This window comes from Mesorhizobium sp. B2-6-4, from assembly GCF_006441495.1.
GTDB lineage: Bacteria > Pseudomonadota > Alphaproteobacteria > Rhizobiales > Rhizobiaceae > Mesorhizobium.
Genome location: NZ_VFUE01000002.1, coordinates 78,285 through 98,214 on the forward strand (window position 1 = coordinate 78,285; position 19,930 = coordinate 98,214).

The 19,930-nt window shown below is 63.5% G+C and carries 21 protein-coding genes and 1 tRNA gene; 11 read left to right on the forward strand and 11 right to left on the reverse strand.

Annotation, left to right across the window (positions count from 1 at the left end; translation table 11 throughout):
- The first annotated feature begins 14 nt into the window (after window positions 1–14).
- Both FJ426_RS02750 and FJ426_RS02755 read left to right on the forward strand, forming a co-directional pair.
- On the forward strand, window positions 15–1,256 hold the full coding sequence (locus FJ426_RS02750; RefSeq protein WP_181172709.1) for a hypothetical protein: 1,242 nt from the start codon (window positions 15–17) through the stop codon (window positions 1,254–1,256).
- 101 nt (window positions 1,257–1,357) lie between these two features.
- Window positions 1,358–1,810, forward strand: coding sequence for a GNAT family N-acetyltransferase (locus FJ426_RS02755; protein ID WP_224671645.1), 453 nt, complete (start codon window positions 1,358–1,360; stop codon window positions 1,808–1,810).
- Between the two features lie 146 nt (window positions 1,811–1,956).
- On the opposite strand, the gene FJ426_RS02760 is transcribed toward FJ426_RS02755, so the two are convergent.
- On the reverse strand, window positions 1,957–2,232 hold the full coding sequence (locus FJ426_RS02760) for a hypothetical protein (RefSeq protein ID WP_140559193.1): 276 nt from the start codon (window positions 2,230–2,232) through the stop codon (window positions 1,957–1,959).
- A gap of 499 nt (window positions 2,233–2,731) precedes the next feature.
- Here FJ426_RS02760 and FJ426_RS02765 point away from each other — a divergent pair, with 499 nt between their 5' ends.
- Window positions 2,732–3,529 carry a SapC family protein gene (locus FJ426_RS02765; RefSeq protein ID WP_140559192.1) on the forward strand — a complete coding sequence of 266 codons (798 nt, stop codon included), beginning with the start codon at window positions 2,732–2,734 and terminating at the stop codon, window positions 3,527–3,529.
- 51 nt (window positions 3,530–3,580) lie between these two features.
- Here FJ426_RS02765 and FJ426_RS02770 read toward each other — a convergent pair whose 3' ends face one another.
- The 8 genes from FJ426_RS02770 to FJ426_RS02805 all read right to left on the reverse strand — a co-directional run bounded on the left by FJ426_RS02770 (window position 3,581) and on the right by FJ426_RS02805 (window position 11,558).
- On the reverse strand, window positions 3,581–4,144 hold the full coding sequence (locus tag FJ426_RS02770) for a type 1 glutamine amidotransferase domain-containing protein (protein WP_140559191.1): 564 nt from the start codon (window positions 4,142–4,144) through the stop codon (window positions 3,581–3,583).
- Between the two features lie 297 nt (window positions 4,145–4,441).
- Window positions 4,442–5,257 carry a transporter substrate-binding domain-containing protein gene (locus tag FJ426_RS02775; RefSeq protein WP_181165194.1) on the reverse strand — a complete coding sequence of 272 codons (816 nt, stop codon included), beginning with the start codon at window positions 5,255–5,257 and terminating at the stop codon, window positions 4,442–4,444.
- Window positions 5,258–5,295: 38 nt separating this feature from the next.
- Window positions 5,296–5,955, reverse strand: coding sequence for an amino acid ABC transporter permease (locus FJ426_RS02780; RefSeq protein WP_140492032.1), 660 nt, complete (start codon window positions 5,953–5,955; stop codon window positions 5,296–5,298).
- Window positions 5,952–6,596: an amino acid ABC transporter permease gene (locus tag FJ426_RS02785; RefSeq protein ID WP_140492029.1), complete on the reverse strand. Its 645-nt coding sequence runs from the start codon at window positions 6,594–6,596 to the stop codon at window positions 5,952–5,954. Before FJ426_RS02785 ends, FJ426_RS02780 begins: the two co-directional genes overlap by 4 nt.
- The gene (locus FJ426_RS02790; RefSeq protein WP_263483292.1) at window positions 6,593–7,354 is read right to left on the reverse strand and encodes an amino acid ABC transporter ATP-binding protein; all 762 of its coding nucleotides are present in this window, start codon (window positions 7,352–7,354) and stop codon (window positions 6,593–6,595) included. Before FJ426_RS02790 ends, FJ426_RS02785 begins: the two co-directional genes overlap by 4 nt.
- Window positions 7,355–7,393: 39 nt before the next feature.
- Entirely contained in the window at window positions 7,394–8,563 is a 1,170-nt protein-coding gene (locus FJ426_RS02795) for an FAD-binding oxidoreductase (protein ID WP_140492026.1), read from the reverse strand.
- A gap of 62 nt (window positions 8,564–8,625) precedes the next feature.
- Entirely contained in the window at window positions 8,626–9,924 is a 1,299-nt protein-coding gene (locus FJ426_RS02800) for an aspartate aminotransferase family protein (RefSeq protein ID WP_224618152.1), read from the reverse strand.
- A gap of 86 nt (window positions 9,925–10,010) precedes the next feature.
- Entirely contained in the window at window positions 10,011–11,558 is a 1,548-nt protein-coding gene (locus FJ426_RS02805) for an aldehyde dehydrogenase family protein (protein ID WP_140492020.1), read from the reverse strand.
- Between the two features lie 292 nt (window positions 11,559–11,850).
- Here FJ426_RS02805 and FJ426_RS02810 point away from each other — a divergent pair, with 292 nt between their 5' ends.
- The gene (locus tag FJ426_RS02810) at window positions 11,851–12,693 is read left to right on the forward strand and encodes an IclR family transcriptional regulator (protein ID WP_140559189.1); all 843 of its coding nucleotides are present in this window, start codon (window positions 11,851–11,853) and stop codon (window positions 12,691–12,693) included.
- A gap of 197 nt (window positions 12,694–12,890) precedes the next feature.
- Here FJ426_RS02810 and FJ426_RS02815 read toward each other — a convergent pair whose 3' ends face one another.
- A complete protein-coding gene (locus FJ426_RS02815; RefSeq protein WP_140492012.1) occupies window positions 12,891–13,652 on the reverse strand; it encodes an IclR family transcriptional regulator C-terminal domain-containing protein in 762 nt (253 codons plus the stop codon).
- Window positions 13,653–13,775: 123 nt separating this feature from the next.
- On the opposite strand from FJ426_RS02815, the gene FJ426_RS02820 reads away from it, so the two are divergent.
- The 3 genes from FJ426_RS02820 to pcaF are packed head-to-tail and all read left to right on the forward strand — an operon-like array spanning window position 13,776 to window position 16,375.
- On the forward strand, window positions 13,776–14,498 hold the full coding sequence (locus tag FJ426_RS02820) for a 3-oxoacid CoA-transferase subunit A (RefSeq protein ID WP_140559188.1): 723 nt from the start codon (window positions 13,776–13,778) through the stop codon (window positions 14,496–14,498).
- Window positions 14,495–15,166 (forward strand): 3-oxoacid CoA-transferase subunit B, encoded by a 672-nt coding sequence (locus FJ426_RS02825; RefSeq protein WP_140559187.1) that lies wholly within the window; start codon window positions 14,495–14,497, stop codon window positions 15,164–15,166. The genes FJ426_RS02820 and FJ426_RS02825 overlap by 4 nt, the downstream gene beginning before the upstream one ends.
- The gene (pcaF, locus tag FJ426_RS02830) at window positions 15,167–16,375 is read left to right on the forward strand and encodes a 3-oxoadipyl-CoA thiolase (protein WP_140559186.1); all 1,209 of its coding nucleotides are present in this window, start codon (window positions 15,167–15,169) and stop codon (window positions 16,373–16,375) included.
- A gap of 244 nt (window positions 16,376–16,619) precedes the next feature.
- On the opposite strand, the gene FJ426_RS02835 is transcribed toward pcaF, so the two are convergent.
- Window positions 16,620–16,694, reverse strand: a tRNA-Gly gene (locus FJ426_RS02835).
- 217 nt (window positions 16,695–16,911) lie between these two features.
- Here FJ426_RS02835 and FJ426_RS02840 point away from each other — a divergent pair.
- From FJ426_RS02840 to FJ426_RS02855, 4 genes are all read left to right on the forward strand, one after another.
- A complete protein-coding gene (locus tag FJ426_RS02840) occupies window positions 16,912–17,409 on the forward strand; it encodes a prolyl-tRNA synthetase associated domain-containing protein (protein WP_140524511.1) in 498 nt (165 codons plus the stop codon).
- 78 nt (window positions 17,410–17,487) lie between these two features.
- Window positions 17,488–18,480 carry a thioredoxin gene (gene trxA / locus FJ426_RS02845; RefSeq protein ID WP_140559185.1) on the forward strand — a complete coding sequence of 331 codons (993 nt, stop codon included), beginning with the start codon at window positions 17,488–17,490 and terminating at the stop codon, window positions 18,478–18,480.
- A gap of 163 nt (window positions 18,481–18,643) precedes the next feature.
- Complete coding sequence (locus tag FJ426_RS02850) at window positions 18,644–19,315, forward strand: LON peptidase substrate-binding domain-containing protein (RefSeq protein WP_140514078.1); 672 nt, start codon at window positions 18,644–18,646, stop codon at window positions 19,313–19,315.
- A 19-nt stretch (window positions 19,316–19,334) separates the two neighbouring features.
- Entirely contained in the window at window positions 19,335–19,583 is a 249-nt protein-coding gene (locus FJ426_RS02855; protein WP_140514079.1) for a Trm112 family protein, read from the forward strand.
- Window positions 19,584–19,930: the final 347 nt, after the last annotated feature.

Genomic DNA, 19,930 nt, shown 5'->3' on the forward strand with positions numbered 1-19,930 from the left:
GGGCAATACCGATCATGGCTACCGAAGACGCTCATCTACCATCCCAGGCGGTGCCCCATGGCCAGATGCCCGCCGGCGCGACGTTTTTCGAATTGTCGCGGCTGATGGTCGTCGGCATCGATTCGGCCAAGGGACAATTGATCCAGAAGGCACAGACATCGCCGAACGGACCATGGCCGTCGGCCTGGTCTGTCATCGCGCCCGGCGCCTGGGTGATCATGACGGCAGGTCTCACCAAGGATGGTCGCGTCGCCGTGGTCGCGCAGCCGTCGGGCACCACCAGCCTGTCCTTCATCACCGAGGATGCCAACCAGATCGGCCCGATCGACAAATGGACCGCGCCTGTCGGCATCGGCGCGCCGCCCGGCGCCTTCAGCTACCAGAAGCTTTCCATGGTGCGCGATGCCGATGGCCGCATCGAGATCTTCCTCACCGACAATCTGGGCCGCGTCTGGTGGATCTACCAGAACCCGGATGTGATCGTGCAGGTGCAGAAGACCATCACGCCGCCCGGCACGACGACACCGATCGTCGTCACCGTCGACGAGCTCAGGCCGCCTGCCCAGCCGTGGAGCGCCTGGATTCAGCTCACAGGCCAGCTTGTGGCGATCACCGCATTGCGCCAGGCTGACGGCCGCATCGCCCTGTTCGGCATCAATTCCGGGCTCAACCTCTACCGTTGCCAGCAGGCCAAGGCCCAGGCGCTGACGGTCGCCGACTGGACGCCATGGGTGCAGATCGACGCCGGCTACCCCTTCACGGAAATGGCGCCTATCATCGGTCCGCTGGGCGGCACCAATCTGTTTGCCATGACGCAGCAGGGCCAGGTCCTGCACACCAAGCAATTGCCGGCAGGCTCCGACACCTGGACGGCCTGGGCGACGCCCGGCTACAGCAGGGTTCCCAAATATACGCTCTGCGCCGGCATCCAGGGCGACGGCGACATCATGCTGGTCGCCTCCGACCAGCAGCATGTTCACTCCTTCAACGCCCAATACGACGCCGCCACCCAGAACTGGTCGGGATGGCGCGATTTCAACGCCTCCGGCGCCAACACCCGCCTGTCGCTCGACTACAATGCCGATGGCCGTCTTGCCTTGTTCTCGATGATGATCCAGAACGACGGCACGAATGGTCTGTGGACCATCAATCAGATGGCCATGGACAGTTCGGAATGGGAGTGGACCTGGACGGCGCTGGCCACCAGCAACCTCAAGCAGATTACCGTGGTGCGCGACCTGACGCCGCCGGTGTGACGTCAGGCAGCGTGACAGAAGCGAAACATGCGCAGCGGCTCCCGGCCTGGCCGCGGTCGCGGCAGGCCGGCCTCGCTTTCCGCCCCGCCGCGGAGGCCGACATGCCGTTCCTGGCGCGGCTCTACGCCTCGACGCGCATGGAAGAGCTCGCCGTGACGGACTGGAGCGAGGCGCAGAAGGTCGCCTTCCTCGACATGCAGTTCCAGGCGCAGCACGCGCATTACCGCAAGCATTATCCCGAGGCCGACTGGCTGGTGGTGGAGTGGGCCGGACAGCCCATAGGCCGCCTCTACATCGAGCGCTGGCCGAGCCAGCACCGCATCATCGACATCGCCTTGCTGCCGGCCCATCGCCGCAAGGGCCACGGCGCCGCACTGCTGCGCGACCTCATCGACGAGGCATGGTCATCGGGCAAATCGGCATCGATCCATGTCGAGAAGAACAATCCGGCCAGGCGGCTCTATCTCGAGCTCGGCTTCGCGGTGATCGAGGACAAGGGCGTCTATGATCTGATGGCGTGCGCGCCACCGCGGGGTGGCGCAGACAGTGGGTGAACGGGGACGCCATCCGCTTCGTCATTCCCGGGCCGAGAATCCTGTTCCGGTCGTCGCACAATTCGGCGGTGCTTGTTCGGTATCGATCCTTCGCGCCAGCGTCTCACAAATCGCACCGCTGCTGCGCTCACGCCTGCTTCCAAACTCTAATTGAACACCGCCTCATACAGCCGCCCCGTAGCGTCGGCGGCCACGGGCACGATGAAGATATCGTGGGTCGCGCCACTGCCGGCGAAGCGGTAAGTCGCCTGCGGCAGCGCGGTTTCGCGCGGGCCCTTGAACAGCAGCGAAAAGCCGCCCCCCGGGCGCGGGCTGGAAGCGATGGGGTTGACCGCGCTCAATTCGAGCGCGATCTGCCTGCCGCCGGCCTCGACGGTGAATGCCTGTCCGACCGCCTGTTCGAAATCCGATGCCGACGCCATGCCACCCCGCCTCAAAGCGCTTGCTGAGCGGGCGGCCAAGGGCAGACCCGCTCCGGTTCCTCATATCCTCGCAATTTCCGGACGCAAGACCGCTACGGCTCCCGGATTTTGCCATGCGAGGCCACTGTCGCCGCTTCGCGGCAAGCTGTCCATAGAGCCATTCCAGGAAAAGTGTGTACGGTCTTCCCGGGAAAAGCGCGCAGCGCTTTCCCTGGGGAATTGCGCAAAAACAAAGAGATAGCGCGGCTCGCCGTTTCCGCGAAACGGTGAACCGCTCCAGGGCCGGCATGGTTGCGGGCGTCCCGCAAGGCGATTAGAGCGCAAACGCCAAAATACAGCAGCGCGTGTCCTTTTATGCGCGCCGGCGACGCTGTAGTACTTTGTCCCTGCGCAGGATTGCTTCGAAGCAAGGCCGGCGCGACAAGAACAGACCCCGCTTTGGGAATTCAATGCTGGACGGGCCGGCCTGGTTGGCCGGTGCGAGGAGGAAAACGGACACATGGCTGACAGCGGTGCGAAGACGGAAACGGCGGGCGAGGCCTTGCCGCTGTTCTATTCCAGGCCCGAGGCGCTCAATCCGGCGCGGCACGGTTCACTCGGCCTGACGGCGCGCAGCGATTTCTCCTTCGCCCGCTCGGCGCATGCCATCCCGGTGGTGGCCTCGGAAATGCCGGCGGCGATGCGCTCCTACCCGATCGTTTTCATCGGCGCCGCCAAGGCGCCCGTCATCATCACCGGCCTGCGCCAGGACGAGAACCTGTTCGTGGACGCCGACGGCAACTGGGCCGGGCCGCACTACATCCCCGCCTATGTCCGCCGCTATCCCTTCATTCTCGCCGACGATCCCAAGCAGCCCGGCCGGCTGACGCTGTGCGTCGACCGGGCGAGCGAGCGCGTCATCGACCAGCTGCTGGCGCCGTTCCGCGACGACAAGGTGCTGCCGTTCTTCAGCGGTAACGAGGCGACCGAGGCGACGAAGCAGGCGCTCGCCTTCTGCAACCAGTTCCAGATCGACTTCAGGGCGACCCGCGAGATGGTCGACAAGATCGACGCGCATGCCCTGTTCGCGCCGCGCCAGAGCAAGGTGACGCTGGAAGGAGGCGAGGTGCTGAACCTCACCGATTTCCAGGTGATAGACGAGGCCGCCTTCAACAGATTGAGCGACGAGGCCTTCCTCGACCTGAGAAAGTCAGGCGCGCTCAGCCTGCTCTACTGCCACCTTGCCTCGACCAACAGCTGGACGTCGCTGATGCATCAGGCGTCGCTGCGCAAGGCGGAGGGGGCGAAGAGCGCCTGAACAACCCATGCCGAGATCCTTCGCGGCGCGGCTGGTGAACAAGGTTCGGCGCTAAGCCGCGGCCCGCCTGTCGTGCCGCCCTTCCCTGATCTCTTCCGTGAGCTTGTCGCAGAAGGCGTCGAGATCGCCGGGATTGCGACTGGTGACCAGCCCCTGGTCGGTGACGACCTCGCTGTCTTGCCACAGGCCGCCGGCATTGATCACGTCGGTCTTGATCGACTTGTAGGATGTGACGCGGCGGGCTTTGATGATCCCGGTCTCGACCAGAAGCCAGGGCGCATGGCAGATCGCGCCGACGACCTTGTTGGCCGTCCAGAACGAACTGATGAAATCCAGCGCCTTGCGCTCGACCCGCAACAGGTCGGGATTGATGACGCCGCCGGGCAGAACGATCGCATCGTAGGCATCGGCGCGGGCCTCGTCCAAGGTCTTGTCGACCGGAACTTCGCGCCCCCAATCCTTGTGGTCCCAGCCCTTGATCTTGCCGCTTTCGAGCGACACGATTTCGACCTCGGCGCCGGCCTGGCGCAGCTTGTTCAGCGGTACCTCAAGCTCGGACTGTTCAAAACCATTCGTCGCAAGGATGGCGACGCGCTTGCCGGAAATATCCTGCATCGTTTTTCTCCATGATTGGATTGGATGCAGGGCTAACGAGCCTGAACCGGTACCGTTCCTCGCTGTAACCTTATGTGACCGGAGGGATCTGTGGTGCGCTGTACTGCACCACGGGTCTCCTTTCCTCATCAGCTCTCCTTAGTGAAGGACTGTTACCCTTTTCGTGTCTCAGACTCGGGGTGCACTACGGAATTCTGCTCGCGGATCGCAGCCGCGCGGCAAACGTACAGGCCGCCCCCCGCACCCGGTTTTCTTCCTAGAAGCGGGGCAGGCAGGGCGGCCCTTCATACCAGCGGCTTACTCGATGACGCGGGCTTCACCGACATCTGCGGCCGACGGATCCAGCCCGTAAGCCTTGAGCGCTTCGGCGATAGCCCCGTTCTTGCGGTAGACATCGAGCGAAGCGTCAACCGCCTTAACGAAGCCCTCATTGCTCTTGTCCAGCAGGAAGGCGGTCTGCGACGGGTTCATGGTCGCATCGATGCGCGGATCCGGCTTCAGGACATGCACCTTGTAGTTCTGCCCTTCGTTCTGAATGACAGCGGAGCCGAAGCCGTCGAGCGCCGCCTCAATACGACCGGCATGAAGGTCCTGAGCGAGGTTCAGCGACGACGGATAGGTCTTGGAGCCTTCGTAGAGCTTCTCCATGTCCTGGACCCACAGATATCCTTCCACGGTGCCGACCTTCTTGCCCAGCAGACCGTCGACGGTATCAATGCCGTTGGTCGAGGTGACGGACAGTTGGTCGAGATAGACCGGCGTGGACAGAGCGACGACCTTCGCGCGGGCGGCGGTACGATAGAAGCCGCCAAGCGCGATGTCCGCGCGCCGCGACTGAACTGCGGAAACCGCGCCCGGATATGTGAAGATCTCATAAGCGATCTCCAGGCAGTTCTCCTTGGCAAAACGCTTCACGAGATCGCCGTCGATACCCGCGATGCCGCCGTCTTTTTCGAGCGAATACGGAGCGGTGTTGGTGAGCGCGACGGTGAGTTTGCCCGCCGACACGGTTTCGAAAGCATGCTGCGGCTTGCAATCCTGTGCGGACGCGACGCTGGCACCCAAGGCCGTGGCAATGGCTGCGGCCGAGATGATCTTACTCCAATTTTTCACTTTGCTCTCCTCTGACATTGATGGTTTTTGATTGCAGGTCAGCCGAGATGGCTGCCCAGCCTACGTTCGGTGTACGAGACCAGCCACCCGAACGGGACGGTGATGGCGAGGTAGAACAGGCCCGCCAGGATCAGGACATCGAGGTAGAGGTAGGTGGCCGCACCCACGCGATAGGCGCGCGCCAGAAGTTCGGGGATGGCGATCGTGTATGTAAGGGCCGTCGCCTGGAAGATGAGAATGGCAAAGCCCATCAGCGCGGGTATTGCGAACAGGATTCCCTGGGGGACCACCACGAAGCGCAGGATGTCCCGGCGGGTCATGCCGAGCGCCAAGCCCGCCTCGATCTCACAATGCGGAACCGCGTTCAGACCGGCCCGAAGGATCTCGCTGGTGTAGGCGCCTGTCGTTAGCGCCAACGCAATCACGCCAGAGGTGAAGGCACTTACGGTCATCCCCGAAGCAGGCAATCCATAGTAGACCATCTGCAGGACGACGAGTGCAGGCGCGCCGCGCCCGATCTCGACAAGTACCACCGCGAAATAGCGGACGAGCCTGTTTCCAGAGGAGGAGGCAAGCGCAAGAACGAGACCGATAGGCAATCCGAACAGCAGCGCCAGGCCCGCCAACTGGAGACTGACAAGAACTCCTTGGAAAAGCTGGGGGGACCAGTCCAGCCAGTTGGCCAGCATCTCGCTCATTTCGCTTGCCCCCTTGAGCGCAGCCGCTCGTCCACGGCGCGTGCCAACACGACAACGGGTATCGACAGCGCGATGTAGAGAAGCGCCGCGAAAATGAACGGCATGAAGCTGCCGCCTCCGCCTTGAGCCTGCTGCGATGCGTACATCATCACGTCGCGGACACCGATCGTGGAGGCCACGGTCGTGTCTTTGAGCAGGCTGACAAGAAAGGTCGCCATGGGCGGAACCGAGACGCGCAGGACCTGCGGCGCCAGGATGTAGCGCAGCGTATCCAGGCGCGTCATACCGAGCGCCGTGGACGCCTCCCGCTGGCCCTTCGAGAGGGCCAGGAAGCCACCCCTGTAGATTTCAGCGAGATACGCCGTTGATACCAGCCCCATACCCAGGATGGCAGCCTGATAGGAACTGAGAACGATCACTCCGCTGCCCAATCCGAAGAAGATAATGAACAGCCAGACGATCGGCGGGATTCCCCGGACAACGTCGATGTATATGCGCGCCGGCATGCTTAGAAGGAGCCACCGGGAACGTCGCATCAGCACCAGCGGCACGGCTGCGATGGCCCCGACTGCGAAAGCGCCGAAGGTCACCAGCAGCGTGGCCGGAACGCCTCTGAGCAGTGAAACCAGCAGGTCGATCATCTGCGATCGACCACGGCACGGAAGAACTGCCGCGTGCGCGGCGACGACGGGTTGCGGATCACGGCATCAGGCGGACCCTGCTCGATGATCTCTCCATTGGCCATGACGATCACGCGGTCGGCGACGTCTGCGGCAAAGGCGATCTCGTGCGTGACGATGATCATTGTCATGCCTTCCTGGGCGAGCTCGCGCATCACGGCCAACACCTCAAGCCCGAGTTCGGGATCCAGGGCGCTCGTGGGTTCGTCGAAGAGCATCACCTTGGGGTCAAGAGCCAGGGCGCGTGCGATCGCGATACGCTGCTGCTGGCCACCCGACAGGCGCGCCGGGTAGGAGTGCGCCTTGTCCGTAAGGTGTACGCGTTCGAGCAATTGGGCGGTGCGCGCGTCCGCCTGCTCCCTGGTGCGCCCCAGAACCCGCATCTGCGGCAGCGAAATGTTGCGCTGCACGGTCATGTGCGGAAACAGGTTGAAGGACTGGAAAACCATCCCGGTGGAACGTCGGAGCCTCAACAGCTCTCCGGCGGACAGATTGCGGTCGACCGAAAACCGGATGGCGCCCACTTCGAGGGTACCGGATGACGGCTGTTCGAGCATGTTGATCGCACGCAGCAGCGTGCTCTTCCCCGCGCCGCTGGGTCCGACGATCGCCACGACCTCGCCGCGCGTAATGTCGAGCGAGACGTTTTTCACGGCGTGATGGCCGCCATAGATCACGTTGATGTTCTTGATGCGGACGATGTTTTCTGCCTCGGGCATGGCTTCTTTGTCCTTGCGCTAACGCCGGTGTCCTACTGGTCAAGCCGCCGCAGTATGTACGGCGGGGACGTTTCTTTCCGGAGTTGGAGCGAGACTCTCGGTGCCTGGGATCGATGCGGGAGAGCCCTTGAGCACCCAGTCCGCGACGATCAGGCCTATCACCGGCGCGAGCTGGATCCCGTAGCCGCCCGCACCGGCCGCGGTGATCAGACCGGGCTCGGACTGATCGACTGGTCCGACATGGGGACGGTGGTCGGCGGTGACAGGGTAGAGGCCTGCCCAGCCCCGGCCGAGCCGGGCGCCCGGCAGATCAGGCACGCGCTCGATCAGCATCTCGGCCAGCATGACCTTGGACCCTTCCTCGCACTGCTCGTTGTAATTGTCCGGATCCTCGGGCGAGGGCGAACTTACCTTGTGTATCTCGGCGATGAGCTCGCTCGCTTTCTCGTGCCGAAAGTTGAGTCCGGTGCCCTGCCCGTTCACCAGATCCATGACCATCGGCATTGTGTAGGGGAGCGGCGCGTCCAGGTGGATTGTCAGCGCCTCGTGGCGCTCGGGGTGGATGTGAAGCGTCTGTCCAAGCATCTCGGCAACGCGTGGCGCCCAGGCGCCTGCCGCGTTCACGACGAAGTCGCAGCCGATCGGACCCTTGCTGGTGTCCAACCGATAGCCACCGGATGTCCGCGCGACACCAAGCAGCTTGCGGAACTGGAAAACCTCGGAGCCGAGCTTCTTCACCTCTTGCGCCAGCAACGTGCACATTTCGTGGGGATCGAGGAAGCCGTCGTCCGGCCCGAAGATGCCGCCTTCGAGCCCATCTGAACTCAAGTGCGGCACGAGCTGCTGGAGCTCGCTCGCCTGGTAGACCCTGGACCTGAAGCCGGCATCGCGCTGGATCTCCACCGAGCGGGCGAACAGTTCCATCTGCTCGGAGGTGCGCGCCAGACGCAGATAGCCGATAGGGTTGAAGCCGAGACCGAGGCGCTCCTGCCATCGACGGATGCGCTGCACGGATTGCATGCGCAGCTGGATATCGAACGAATCCGTCAGCTGTGTGCCAACGACGCCGACCGAGCGGCCGCTGGATCCTGACGCAATGGATTGTGCGTCGATGACGGTGACGCGAGCGCCCTGTTCCGCGAGCGCGTGCGCAGAGCACATGCCGAGGGTGCCTGCACCGATGACGACGACGTGAGGAGAAGCTGTCATGTGACTTCCATCTGTTGCTGCGTCGTCCCGTGCCGGATGGATCCGGCGCCGGACGCGCTACGTCATTGCTTCGCCGCGATTGCTGCGAGGGCGCCGTCGATTGCGGAAAGGATTTCGCGTGCGTCTTCCTCGGTCATCGAGGTGGAAAGCGCGAAGAGTCCGTAACTCGCCGAAAGCACGCCGCGGTCGAGCAGACCCTTGTGGAACAGGTCGAGCTTCGTGCGTTCGGACGCACCCGGATAGACCGACCGATAGTCCGTGATCGGCAACGCCGTGAAATGGACTTTGAAGAGCGAGCCGAGACCGACGCACTGCCCGTTGAGGCCATGGCGGGCAAGCGAGGCCGTGATGCCGTCGCGAAGCAGGCTGCCGATAGCGTCCAGATGCGCGAAGCTGGCCGGGGTCAACGCGCGCATCGCCGCCAGACCGGCTCGCATCGTCACCGGGTTCGCGGTGAAGGTGCCGCCATGCGGCAATGCAGGCTTGCCTCGCGTTGGATCGAACACCGCCATCACGTCGGCGCGGCCGCCGACGGCGCCGACCGGGAACCCTCCGCCGATGATCTTGCCGAGAGCCGTCAGATCGGGCGTGATGCTCCACAGGCCCTGCGCCCCCGAATAGCCAAGGCGGAGCGAGATCACCTCGTCGAAGATCACCAGCGAGCCGGCGGCATGAGCGATCTCGACCATCGCGTCGAGATAATCCTTCCGCGCGGGAATAAGTCCGGCGCGGTTCGGCATCGGGTCGATCAGAACACCCGCTATCGAGTCTCCATGCGCGTCGAAGACGGCACGCAGCGCCTCCGTATCGTTGAACGGCACCGCGATGACGTCGTCGAGAACTCCCTTCGGCGTGCCTTTCGCGTATGCCGTCGAGGCAGGCATGTCGCCCCAGTTGGCGGGCGAGCTGTCCAGGCTGACTTCCGCGAAGTCGTAGGAGCCATGGTAGGCACCTTCGATCTTGACGATCTTCGGCCGTTCGGTGAACGCCCGAGCCGCCTTGATCGCCATCATGACGCCTTCCGTGCCGGAGTTGGCGAAGCGAACCTGCTCGACCGACGGGAGGCGCTCCACCAACAGTTCAGCAAGATCAAGTTCGCTCTCGGTGGGCGCTCCGAAAGCCGATCCCCGGGGCATCTGGTCCACCACCGCCGCCGTGACGGCGGGATGGCCGTAGCCATGGATCATGGCCGTGAAATTGTTGATGCAATCGTAGTAGACGTTTCCATCGACGTCCCAGACGCGGCAGCCCTCGCCGCGCTGGGCATAGATCGGAAACGGGTCGATGAAGACCGTTGTCCGGGTGTTCCCTCCCGGCATGACCTTGCGGGCCCGTTCGAACATCTCGCGGGATTTCGACATTGAATCTGGATAGTGGCGCATAATCTTGTAAACCGATGAAGGAGACAGCCTTGGATGGCCGCGGCGAAGAGCGCGACCTCTTTCGATCACCTGGTCATGATCGTGTGGCTCTGCTCGCGCAGGTACTGTGGCAGGAACCACGAGCCGAGACCGCCCTTGCCGCTGACCCCGGTGCCCTTCCAGCCGCAGAATGGCTGCGCGCCTGGCCATGCACCCGTCGTCGCGCCGCTCGCACGGTTGGCGTAGAGAACCCCTGCTTCGGCGGTGTCGAGGAAGTGACGCAACTCTTCCTGGTCGTTGGTAAAGATGCCGGCGGATAGTCCGTAGGCGATGTCGTTGCCCTCTTCGATCGCGGCATCGAGACTATCGAAACCGCGGACGACCACGAAAGGCATGAAGAGTTCGTCGCGGGTCAGCCGGCCCGGACCATCAAGTTCGACGACCGTCGGCAGGACGTAGTTGTCCGCAAAGCCCTGGCCCAGGGCGGCGCCCCCAAAATGCACCTTGCCTTTGCCCTCGACTTCCGACAGTGCGGCCTGGAAAAGGGCGACTGTGGCGTCGCCATAGACAGGGCCCATAAAGGTCTCGGCCTTGCGAGGATCTCCGACCACCAGCTTTGCGGCGAATGCTACCAGCTTCTCGATGAATTCCGCCTTGACCTTCTCGTCGACATACACGACCGAGCATGCGGAGCACTTCTGGCCTTGCAGGCCGAAAGCGGAGCGCGCCACTCCCTGCGCCGCACGGTCGAGATCGGCCTTGCTGGTCACGTAGGCAGGGTTCTTGCCACCCATTTCGGCGATGACGGGCTTCATGTGGGGCAGCGTTGCCATGTGACGGAAGATGCTCATGCCGGTCTTATGGGAGCCCGTGAATGCAACGCCGTCGATGCCGTTGTCGGTGGCAAGAAGGCGCCCCACCTCTCCATCGCCAAGCACGATGTTGAAAACACCTTCGGGCAATCCCGCCTTGCGAAGCGTTTCGGCAATCAGCAGTCCGGTCAGCGCGCAACCCGGCGACGGCTTGTAGACCACCGCATTGCCTGTCAACAGCGCACCCGAGACCATGCCGATCGACAAGGCGAGCGGAAAGTTGAAAGGAGCGATGACCGCGAAGACGCCATAGGGCTTCATGACGCTGGTAGCGGTCTCGTTTTCGACCAACATGTTCATCGGCCGGACGAACCCGTTGTTCGCCTTCATCTCCGATGCGTAGTACTCGACCATGTCGAGGCATTCCTCGGCTTCGCCGACTGCCTCGAGGCGGGACTTTCCGATCTCGTATAGCGCCGCCAAACCAAGGTCATACTTCCGCTCCGCCAGCGCCTCTCGCCAGCGGGCGCCGAATGCAAGGCGATCGTCCAGCGTCGAACGGTTCCAGGCCTTCGCGCCGGCTCGGGCAGCCTGGATCGCCGACTTGACGTCTGACGGGGTTGAAGCCGGGAACTTGCCGAGAGAGATCTTCTTGTCGATCGGGCTCAGGATCTCTTTCCGAGCGCCAGTCGCAAACGGCGTCGACCACTCGCGACCCAGTGTGTTCTTCTCGAAATCCGGGATCATTGCGTCGAGGTGAGCGTGAACCGGGGAAAAATCCACTCCGATGTTCGAGTAGGTCACACGCGGGAGTTCAGCCATTTCAAGTTCCTCCGAAAATCGGTATTTAGTCCGATAATCAGGATTTGGCTTGCGAGTCAATCGAGGGGACCATAAAATGGGGATAATACCGAATTTCGGAATTTGCGAGGACATTTCCGGATTCGGGTACTAACGGAGCCCGATTGATCGAGGGCGTGCGGCCGTTCGGCTATTCTACGGAGACCCCGGGCTCAAGGCGCGGCGGAATAACAAGGGACCGACCTTGCCCCTCATGTCTGTTTTGAACGATAACCTTCTTGCAGTTGCAATTGTCAGATCGGCGTAGGTGCCCTTGAATACGAAGTCGAAGAAGCCGAGCGCCAAGGACAGCCCCCTCGAGCGCTACATCTCGATCATGGAGACGGTCGCGCCGTTCGAGCATGGCCTGACGGCGATCGAACTCGAAACGACGCTTGGATTGCCCAAAACCACGATCAACAGGCTGCTGCATGCCTTGATCGAAAGCGGGATGATCACCGCCGAGAGCGTTCGCAATCGGACATACCGTCTCGGCGATCGCCTGTTGCAGCTGCTACAGATGTCTCCGGATAGCGGCTGGCTGACGACGCTCGCGCAGCGACCGCTTCAGGATTTGGCCGACCGCACCGGCCAGTCGGCGTTCCTGTCGAAGTTCGACGGTACCGAAGTGCGCTCGGTCACCTGCGTCGCGCCCGACACTCCGGTCCGGACCTATGTCATGCCGGGCATGGCCATGCCTGTAAATGCGACCGCTTCGGCCAAGGCGATCCTTGCGTTTCATCCGCAGGAGACCGTGAAGAGGATCCTGGCGACGGAGCTGCGCAGCTACACCGATCGGACGAAAACGAAGATCGCGGAGTTGACCAGGGAATTGGCCGACGTTCGGGAGCAGGGTTACGCCATGGACCTGGCCGAGCATGTTCCGGGCCTGGGCTCGATAGCATTTCCGATAAGGCCGACGAGCGGTGAGGTGATATACGCGGTGGGACTTACGGGACCCTACGGTCAGATCATAGAGCAAAACTTCAAGCAGCATTGCGCAGCGCTCGCGGAGGCCGCCCAGCGCATGGCGAAGCTGGCGCAGATGCACGCCTACAACGGATCGGCTATGGCCGCAAAGAATGCCGCCGCGGATCAGCGACAGGGCGGTGCGTGAGCGGCCGGTCACTTGCGCGAAGACACGTCGCGCTTTGAACCGAGAATGTAGTTTCGCGATCTCCGTCTCGACGGCGGCGAATGTCCGGCTCCCACCCTCCGATCCGCGACCTTGATCTTCCATCGACAAGATCATGGGTGGGAACATGCTCTCCTATCTCGAGCGACTTGGACGCTAATTCCCTCCATGGCAGCGCCCTAACGCAGCACTGCCCGCAGTTCAGCTTGGAGTGCACGCAACGGCTCCAGGTAGAGCGCAACGAGATTGCCGACACCCACTTGTGTCGCCGCAACGCCAACGTTCACGGCTGCGATCACCGTCCCGCGCACGGTCATCAACGGCACGGCGATCGAGCGCAATCCGAGCTCGACCTCCTGATCGATCAACGCGAACCCTTGCGTCCGCACCCGCCCCAACTCCGCAAGGATGGTGTCGGGGTCAGTCAAGGTGTGAGCAGTCCGCGCCGGCAGGGCATGGGAAGATAGAAGATGTGCAGCGCGTTCCGGAGGCATGGCTGCCAGGAGCACGCGCCCCATGGAAGTGCAGTATGCCGGAAGCCGCGAGCCGGGCATCAGCGCGATCGACATCACCTTTCGCTGCGCCGCGCGCGCGACGTAAACGACGTCGGTGCCGTCCAGAATCGAGACGGACGAGCTTTCGCCGAGCCGCTCCGAAAGGTCATCCAGCAAAGGCTGCACCAGATGCGGCAGCGGCATGGTTGCCAGACAGGCTGTCCCGAGCCTCAACACGCGCGGAGTGAGCGTGAAGAACTTTCCGTCGTAGTCGGCGTAGCCGAGATGGGAAAGCGTAAGGAGACAGCGTCTGGCTGTCGCCCTGTCGAGACCGGACGCATTCGCGACGTCCGTGATCGACTGCCGTGGCCGTTCCACCGTGAACGTCTCTATGACGGACAACCCCTTGGCCAAGCCACCCATCGTGTCTCGTTCGGAAATGGGCATCCATTCACCTTGTGCGATATGTCAACAAACGAATGATATCGCACAAGCCGGCTTGCCGAAAGATCTCGTCTGCCGATACGTGTGGCGGCGAAATCCATCTTGGTGCCGGGAAAGGCAGGTTACGTGGACAAGACAATCGCGAGCCTCGCGGAAGCAGTGGCAGTCGTCCAAGACGGCATGACCGTCATGATCGGCGGCTTCGGCGGCGCAGGTGCTCCGATAGAGCTGATCCACGCCCTGATTGACCATTTTCGCGCTACCGGCGCCCCGAAAAACCTTACGATCGTCAACAACAATGCAGGGAACGGACGGATCGGCATTGCCGCCATGATCGACAATGGCATGGTCGCCAAGATGATCTGCTCGTTCCCGCGCTCGTCCGATCCGCGGGCATTCACCGAGCGGTACCTCGCCGGGAAAATCGCGCTCGAACTGGTTCCACAGGGGACCCTGGCCGAACGAATCCGCGCCGGTGGCGCGGGCATCCCGGCTTTCTACACGCCGACGAGCTACGGGACCGACCTCGCGGCCGGCAAGCCTGTGGCCGAGTTCGAGGGGCGCCACTATGTGCAGGAACGTTGGCTGAAGGCGGATGTGGCCCTCATCAAGGCGGAACTTGCCGACCCTCATGGTAACCTCACCTACAGGAAGGCGGCACGCAACTTCTCGCCGCTGATGGCGATGGCCGCACGCACGACCGTCGTTCAGGCGCGCCGGATCGTCCAGCCCGGTGCGATTGATCCTGAGCTGGTCGTGACGCCCGGGATCTTCGTGGACCAGGTGATCGAGGTCTCGAACCCGATGCAGGAAGAGACGCTTATCCGCCAAGGGGTCGCATACGCATGACAGTCAAGCTGACCAACGCGCAGATTGCATGGCGCGCCGCGCAGGACATTGAGGACGGCGCTTATGTGAACCTCGGCATAGGCTTTCCCGAGATGGTGGCGAGCTTTCAGCCGCATGGGCGCCGGGCGATCTTCCACACCGAAAACGGCATCCTCAATTTTGGCGAAGCCCCGGCGGCAGGCGACGAGGACTGGGATCTGATCAATGCGGGCAAGAAGGCGGTCACGCTCAATCCGGGCGCTTCGTTCTTCCACCATGCCGACAGCTTCGCGATGGTGCGTGGCGAACATCTCGACGTTGCCATTCTCGGCGCCTACGAGGTGGCCGAGACCGGTGACCTTGCGAACTGGAGCACAGGACCCAAGGGCATACCAGCGGTCGGTGGTGCCATGGATCTGGTGCACGGAGCAAAACGCGTGGCCGTCATCACCGATCACGTCACCAAGGACGGTCGTCCGAAACTGGTGAAAGCCTGCAGCCTTCCCCTGACCGGCGTGCGCTGCGTGACGAGGGTCTACACGAGCCTTGCGGTCATAGACATCATCGATTGTCGTTTCGTGCTGCGCGAGAAGCTGCTTGCGATGAGCTTCGATGAATTGCAGGCGCTGACCGGCGCAGAGCTTAAGGTCGATGGCGAAATCAAATCCTTGGCGGCACCGGAGCTCTGAATGACCGAGGCCTTCATCTGCGACTACATCCGCACCCCGATCGGCAGGTTTGGCGGTTCGCTGTCCTCGGTCCGGGCCGACGATCTCGGCGCGGTGCCGCTGCGAGCGCTGCGGCACCGCAATCCAGGCCTGGACTGGTCCGCGGTGGATGAGATCATCTTTGGCTGCGCCAACCAGGCAGGCGAGGACAACCGCAATGTCGCGCGCATGTCATCGCTGTTGGCTGGACTGCCGATCGAAGTCCCCGGCAGCACCGTCAACCGCCTGTGCGGTTCTGGAATGGACGCCGTGGGCATCGCTGCACGGGCCATCAAGGCCGGCGAAGCCGACCTGATCATCGCCGGTGGCGTCGAATCCATGAGCCGCGCGCCGTTCGTGCTTCCGAAGGCGGGCGAGGCGTTCTCGCGCAACGCCGAGATTTACGACACCACGATCGGTTGGCGCTTCGTCAATCCATTGATGAAGAAGCAGTACGGCGTCGATTCGATGCCGGAGACGGGTGAAAACGTTGCGGAAGCCTTCAAGGTCAGCCGCGCCGATCAGGATAGCTTCGCCGCACGCAGCCAGGCCAGGACCGCCGCCGCTCAGGAAAATGGCCGGCTGGCGCTGGAGATCACGCCGGTGACTGTGCCCCAGCGCAAAGGCGATGCGATCATGGTCGATCGCGACGAACATCCACGCGCCGGAACGACAACCGAGTCGCTCGCCAAGCTTCCAGCGCCGTTCAAAAAGGAAGGCGGCACCGTCACCGCGGGCAACGCTTCTGGCGTGAACGACGGAGCGGCAGCGCTGATCATCGCGTCCGAAGCTTCCGTGAAGGCATTCGGGCTCACACCGATCGCCCGGATTCTGGGCGTCGCGACGGCCGGGGTTGCCCCACGGATCATGGGGATCGGCCCGGCTCCGGCGACACGCAAGCTTGGCGCGCGCCTCGGCATCGCGCCTTCGGACTTCGACATCATCGAGCTGAATGAAGCATTTGCCTCCCAAAGCATCGCCGTGCTCCGCGAACTCGGTATCCCCGAGGACGCGGAGCATGTGAACCCGAACGGCGGAGCGATCGCGCTCGGGCACCCGCTTGGGATGTCGGGCATTCGCATCACCGGCACTGCCGCGCTTGAGTTGCGGTCCCGAAAAGCACGACTGGCCCTGGCCACGATGTGCATCGGTGTCGGACAGGGTATCGCGATCGCTCTGGCCAGTGCGTAGCGGAGATGGTGCGACAGTCCGAGTCAGGCGGATTGCATCGATCCGCAGCAAAGCAATCACGGGTATGGATCGGTTGACGTTTGTCAGCTTGTCGATTCGCTAACAGACCAGAGCTATGGCGAGCCGACAAAGATCGTGCCCTGGCTCGCCAAGTCGTGGGAGATATCTATGACCTACGGGCAAAAAAGAAGCGCCGCACTAGGCGGCGCTTTTCTCTTAATTGCTTAATTCCCCAAGAGGAAACTGGAGCGGGTGAAGCGATTCGAACGCTCGACCCCAACCTTGGCAAGGTTGTGCTCTACCCCTGAGCTACACCCGCTCGCGCGGCTTTGGGCCGCAAGCCGGGCCTATATGGCTGAAGAGCGCGGCGATTGCAACAGGGAAATCGCAGGCTTTTTTCAATGCGCCGGACGAGGCCGGCAAGGCCGCCGGCGGCAGCCGGAAGGATTCAGCGCCGCGTCGCGCGGTGGTCTTGTCTCGACCATGTCATTGGCCGTAAACGGCATGGCTGGAAACCAGCCGAAGACGAGAACCCCATGCCCAGGACCGAAGCCGAGCTCTTTGCCTTTCTTGCCGAACTCGGCATCGCCGTTTCGACGAAACGCCATCCGCCGCTCTATACGGTCGCCGATTCGCAGGCGCTGCGCGGCGAAATCGCCGGCGGCCACACCAAGAACCTGTTCCTGAAGGACAAGAAGGACGCCTTCTTCCTGGTCACGGTCGGCGAGGACGCTGTCGTCGACCTGAAGCAGATCCATCATGTGATCGGCGCCGCCGGCCGCGTTTCCTTCGGCAAGCCGGAGATGCTGATGGAGCTTCTGGGCGTCGCCCCGGGCGCAGTCACGGTGTTTGGCCTGATCAACGACACGCAGCACAGGGTCAGGGTCGTGCTCGACGAGGCGCTGATGCGGCATGCGGTGATCAACGCGCATCCGCTGACCAATGAGGCGACGACGTCGATCGCATCGGGCGACCTCGTCAGATTCGTCGAGGCAACCGGGCACGATGCTGCTATCTTGAAAGTCTCGGCATGATCGCCACATGGATGGCGAAACCGGTTTCCAACCAAGGACAGTGCGCCGATCCGCTGGCGCCACCGAAAGGGCGACGACATGAGTGACAACAATCCGTTTGGCGGCTCCTTTGGCAACAGCGGCGGCCAGTATGCCACGACGGTGCAGTATGGCGGCGGCGCGGAACCGCAGAAACCTGCGGCCGGCGCCGCCCCCGCCGGCGACGTCATCAAGGATACGACCACCGCGGCCTTTGCCGCCGACGTCATCCAGGAATCGCGCCGCCAGCCGGTGCTGGTGGATTTCTGGGCGCCGTGGTGCGGGCCGTGCAAGCAGCTGACGCCGCAACTGGAAAAGGCGGTCCGCGCCGCCGGCGGCAAGGTCAAGCTGGTCAAGATGAACATCGACGACCATCCCTCGATCGCCGGCCAGCTCGGCATCCAGTCCATTCCCGCGGTCATCGCCTTCAAGGACGGCCAGCCGGTCGACGGCTTCATGGGCGCCATCCCCGAGAGCCAGATCGCCCAGTTCATCGACAAGGTCGGCGGCAAGGGCAATGGTGCGGCTGATGTAACCGAGGCGCTGGCGGCGGCGGCCGAGGCGCGCGCGGCCGGCGACGTGCAGACGGCGGCCGACATCTATGACGCGGTGCTCGAGCAGGCGCCGGAGACGATCGAGGCGATAGCGGGGCTAGGCGAATTGCTGTTCGAGGCCGGTGATACCGAAGGCGCCGAGGCGATGCTGGCGCGGGCGCCGGAGGCCAAGGCCGATGCGCCGCCGCTGGCCGCGCTGCGCGCCAGGATGACCTTGGCCGCGCAAGCGTCCGAACTCGGCAACCCGGCGGAGTTCGAGCGCCGGCTGGCTGAGAATCCCGGCGACCACCAGGCCCGCTTCGATCTGGCCATGGTCCAGAACGCCAGGGGCGAGCGCGATGCGGCCGCCGACAATCTCCTGGCCATCATCAAGGCTGACCGCGGCTGGAACGAGGACGGCGCCAAGGCACAATTGCTGCGCTTCTTCGAGGCCTGGGGCATGACGGACGAGGCGACGCTTGCCGCGCGGCGCAAATTGTCGTCGCTGCTGTTTTCCTGAGCCGGCGCGGCCGAATGGTCGCGCGGGGCTTGCACCCGGCGCCGGCCGCGCCAGATAGGACGAATCCGGCCCGCCTTTCCCTCGGGAAGCCAACAACCCCGGGCAGCGACAGGCGGATCGCGGCATGGAGGCGCTTCCCGGGCGAAGCGATCGGAGGAACGAGGTGCAAGCGGGAAACGCTCACTACCGGCTCGCCAGGGATCTGCCGTCGACCATCCCGGTCTTTCCGCTCGAGGGCGCGCTTCTGCTGCCGGGCGGCCGCATGCCGCTCAACATCTTCGAGCCGCGCTACCTGCAGATGGTCGACGAGGCGATCGCCGGCTCCCGGCTGATCGGCGTCATCCAGCCCAGCCTCGACGGCGCCTTGCGCGACGATGGCGAGCCGGAACTCTGCAATGTCGGCTGCGCCGGCCGCATCATAGCGCTTTCCGAGACCGGCGACGGCCGCTACCTGATTTCGCTGCAGGGCGTGTGCCGGTTCCGTGTCACCCATGAGCTGACGGTCAAGACGCCGTTCCGCCAGGGCAAGATCGCCCCCTTTCTCGCCGATCTCGACGACGACCAGGCGGCCGCCGAGGTCGACCGGCCGGCGCTGCTGCGGGCGTTCCGCTCCTATCTTCAGGCCAACGACCTGGAGGCCGACTGGGAAAGCGTCAGCCGGGCCGAAAACGCCATGCTGGTCAACGCGCTGTCGATGATGGCGCCCTATGGGCCGGCCGAGAAGCAGGCGCTGCTCGAAGCGGCCGATCTCAAGACCCGCGCCGAAACGCTGATCGCCATCACCGAAATGGCGCTGGCGCGCGAGAACGAGGATTTTGGCTCGAGCCTGCAGTAGGATGTTGAGAGAGGACACGATGGCGGCGGATGGGCGTGACGGAAAGAGAGCGAATGTCGACCCCAGGATGCTGGAGCTGCTGGCTTGCCCGCTGACCAAGGGGCCGCTGGCCTGGGATCCCGAGCGCGGCGAACTGATCTCGCGGGTCGCCAAGCTCGCCTATCCCGTGCGCGACGGCATCCCGATCATGCTGCCTTCGGAGGCACGGAGCATCTCGGCGGAAGACGTGCTGCCGCCGCGGCTGGGCGGGCCGGCCGGCTCGACGTGAAAATTATCGGTCGGCATTCTACGGCGCCCCCCTCTGCCCTGCCGGGCATCTCCCCCTCAAGGGGGGAGATCGAATGTCACCTCCGCCTTCGCCAATCTCCATTGTTGCAGGAATTGGCGGAGCGTTGAAACTGCCAATCTCCCCCTTGAGGGGGCGAGGAGTGGTCCATGAAGTGGACGCAAAGCCAATTGCTTGGCTTTGCGAACGAAGAGCGCCCGAAGCGACAGCGAAGGGCCGGGTCCGGCAGGCGAGAGGGGGGCTCGCCCGCCAGCGTCAAGTTTCGCACCGCTGCGGTGCGGAGACGTCGCGGCATGAATCCTCGCGCCGCGTCGCTTCGCTCCTTGCTC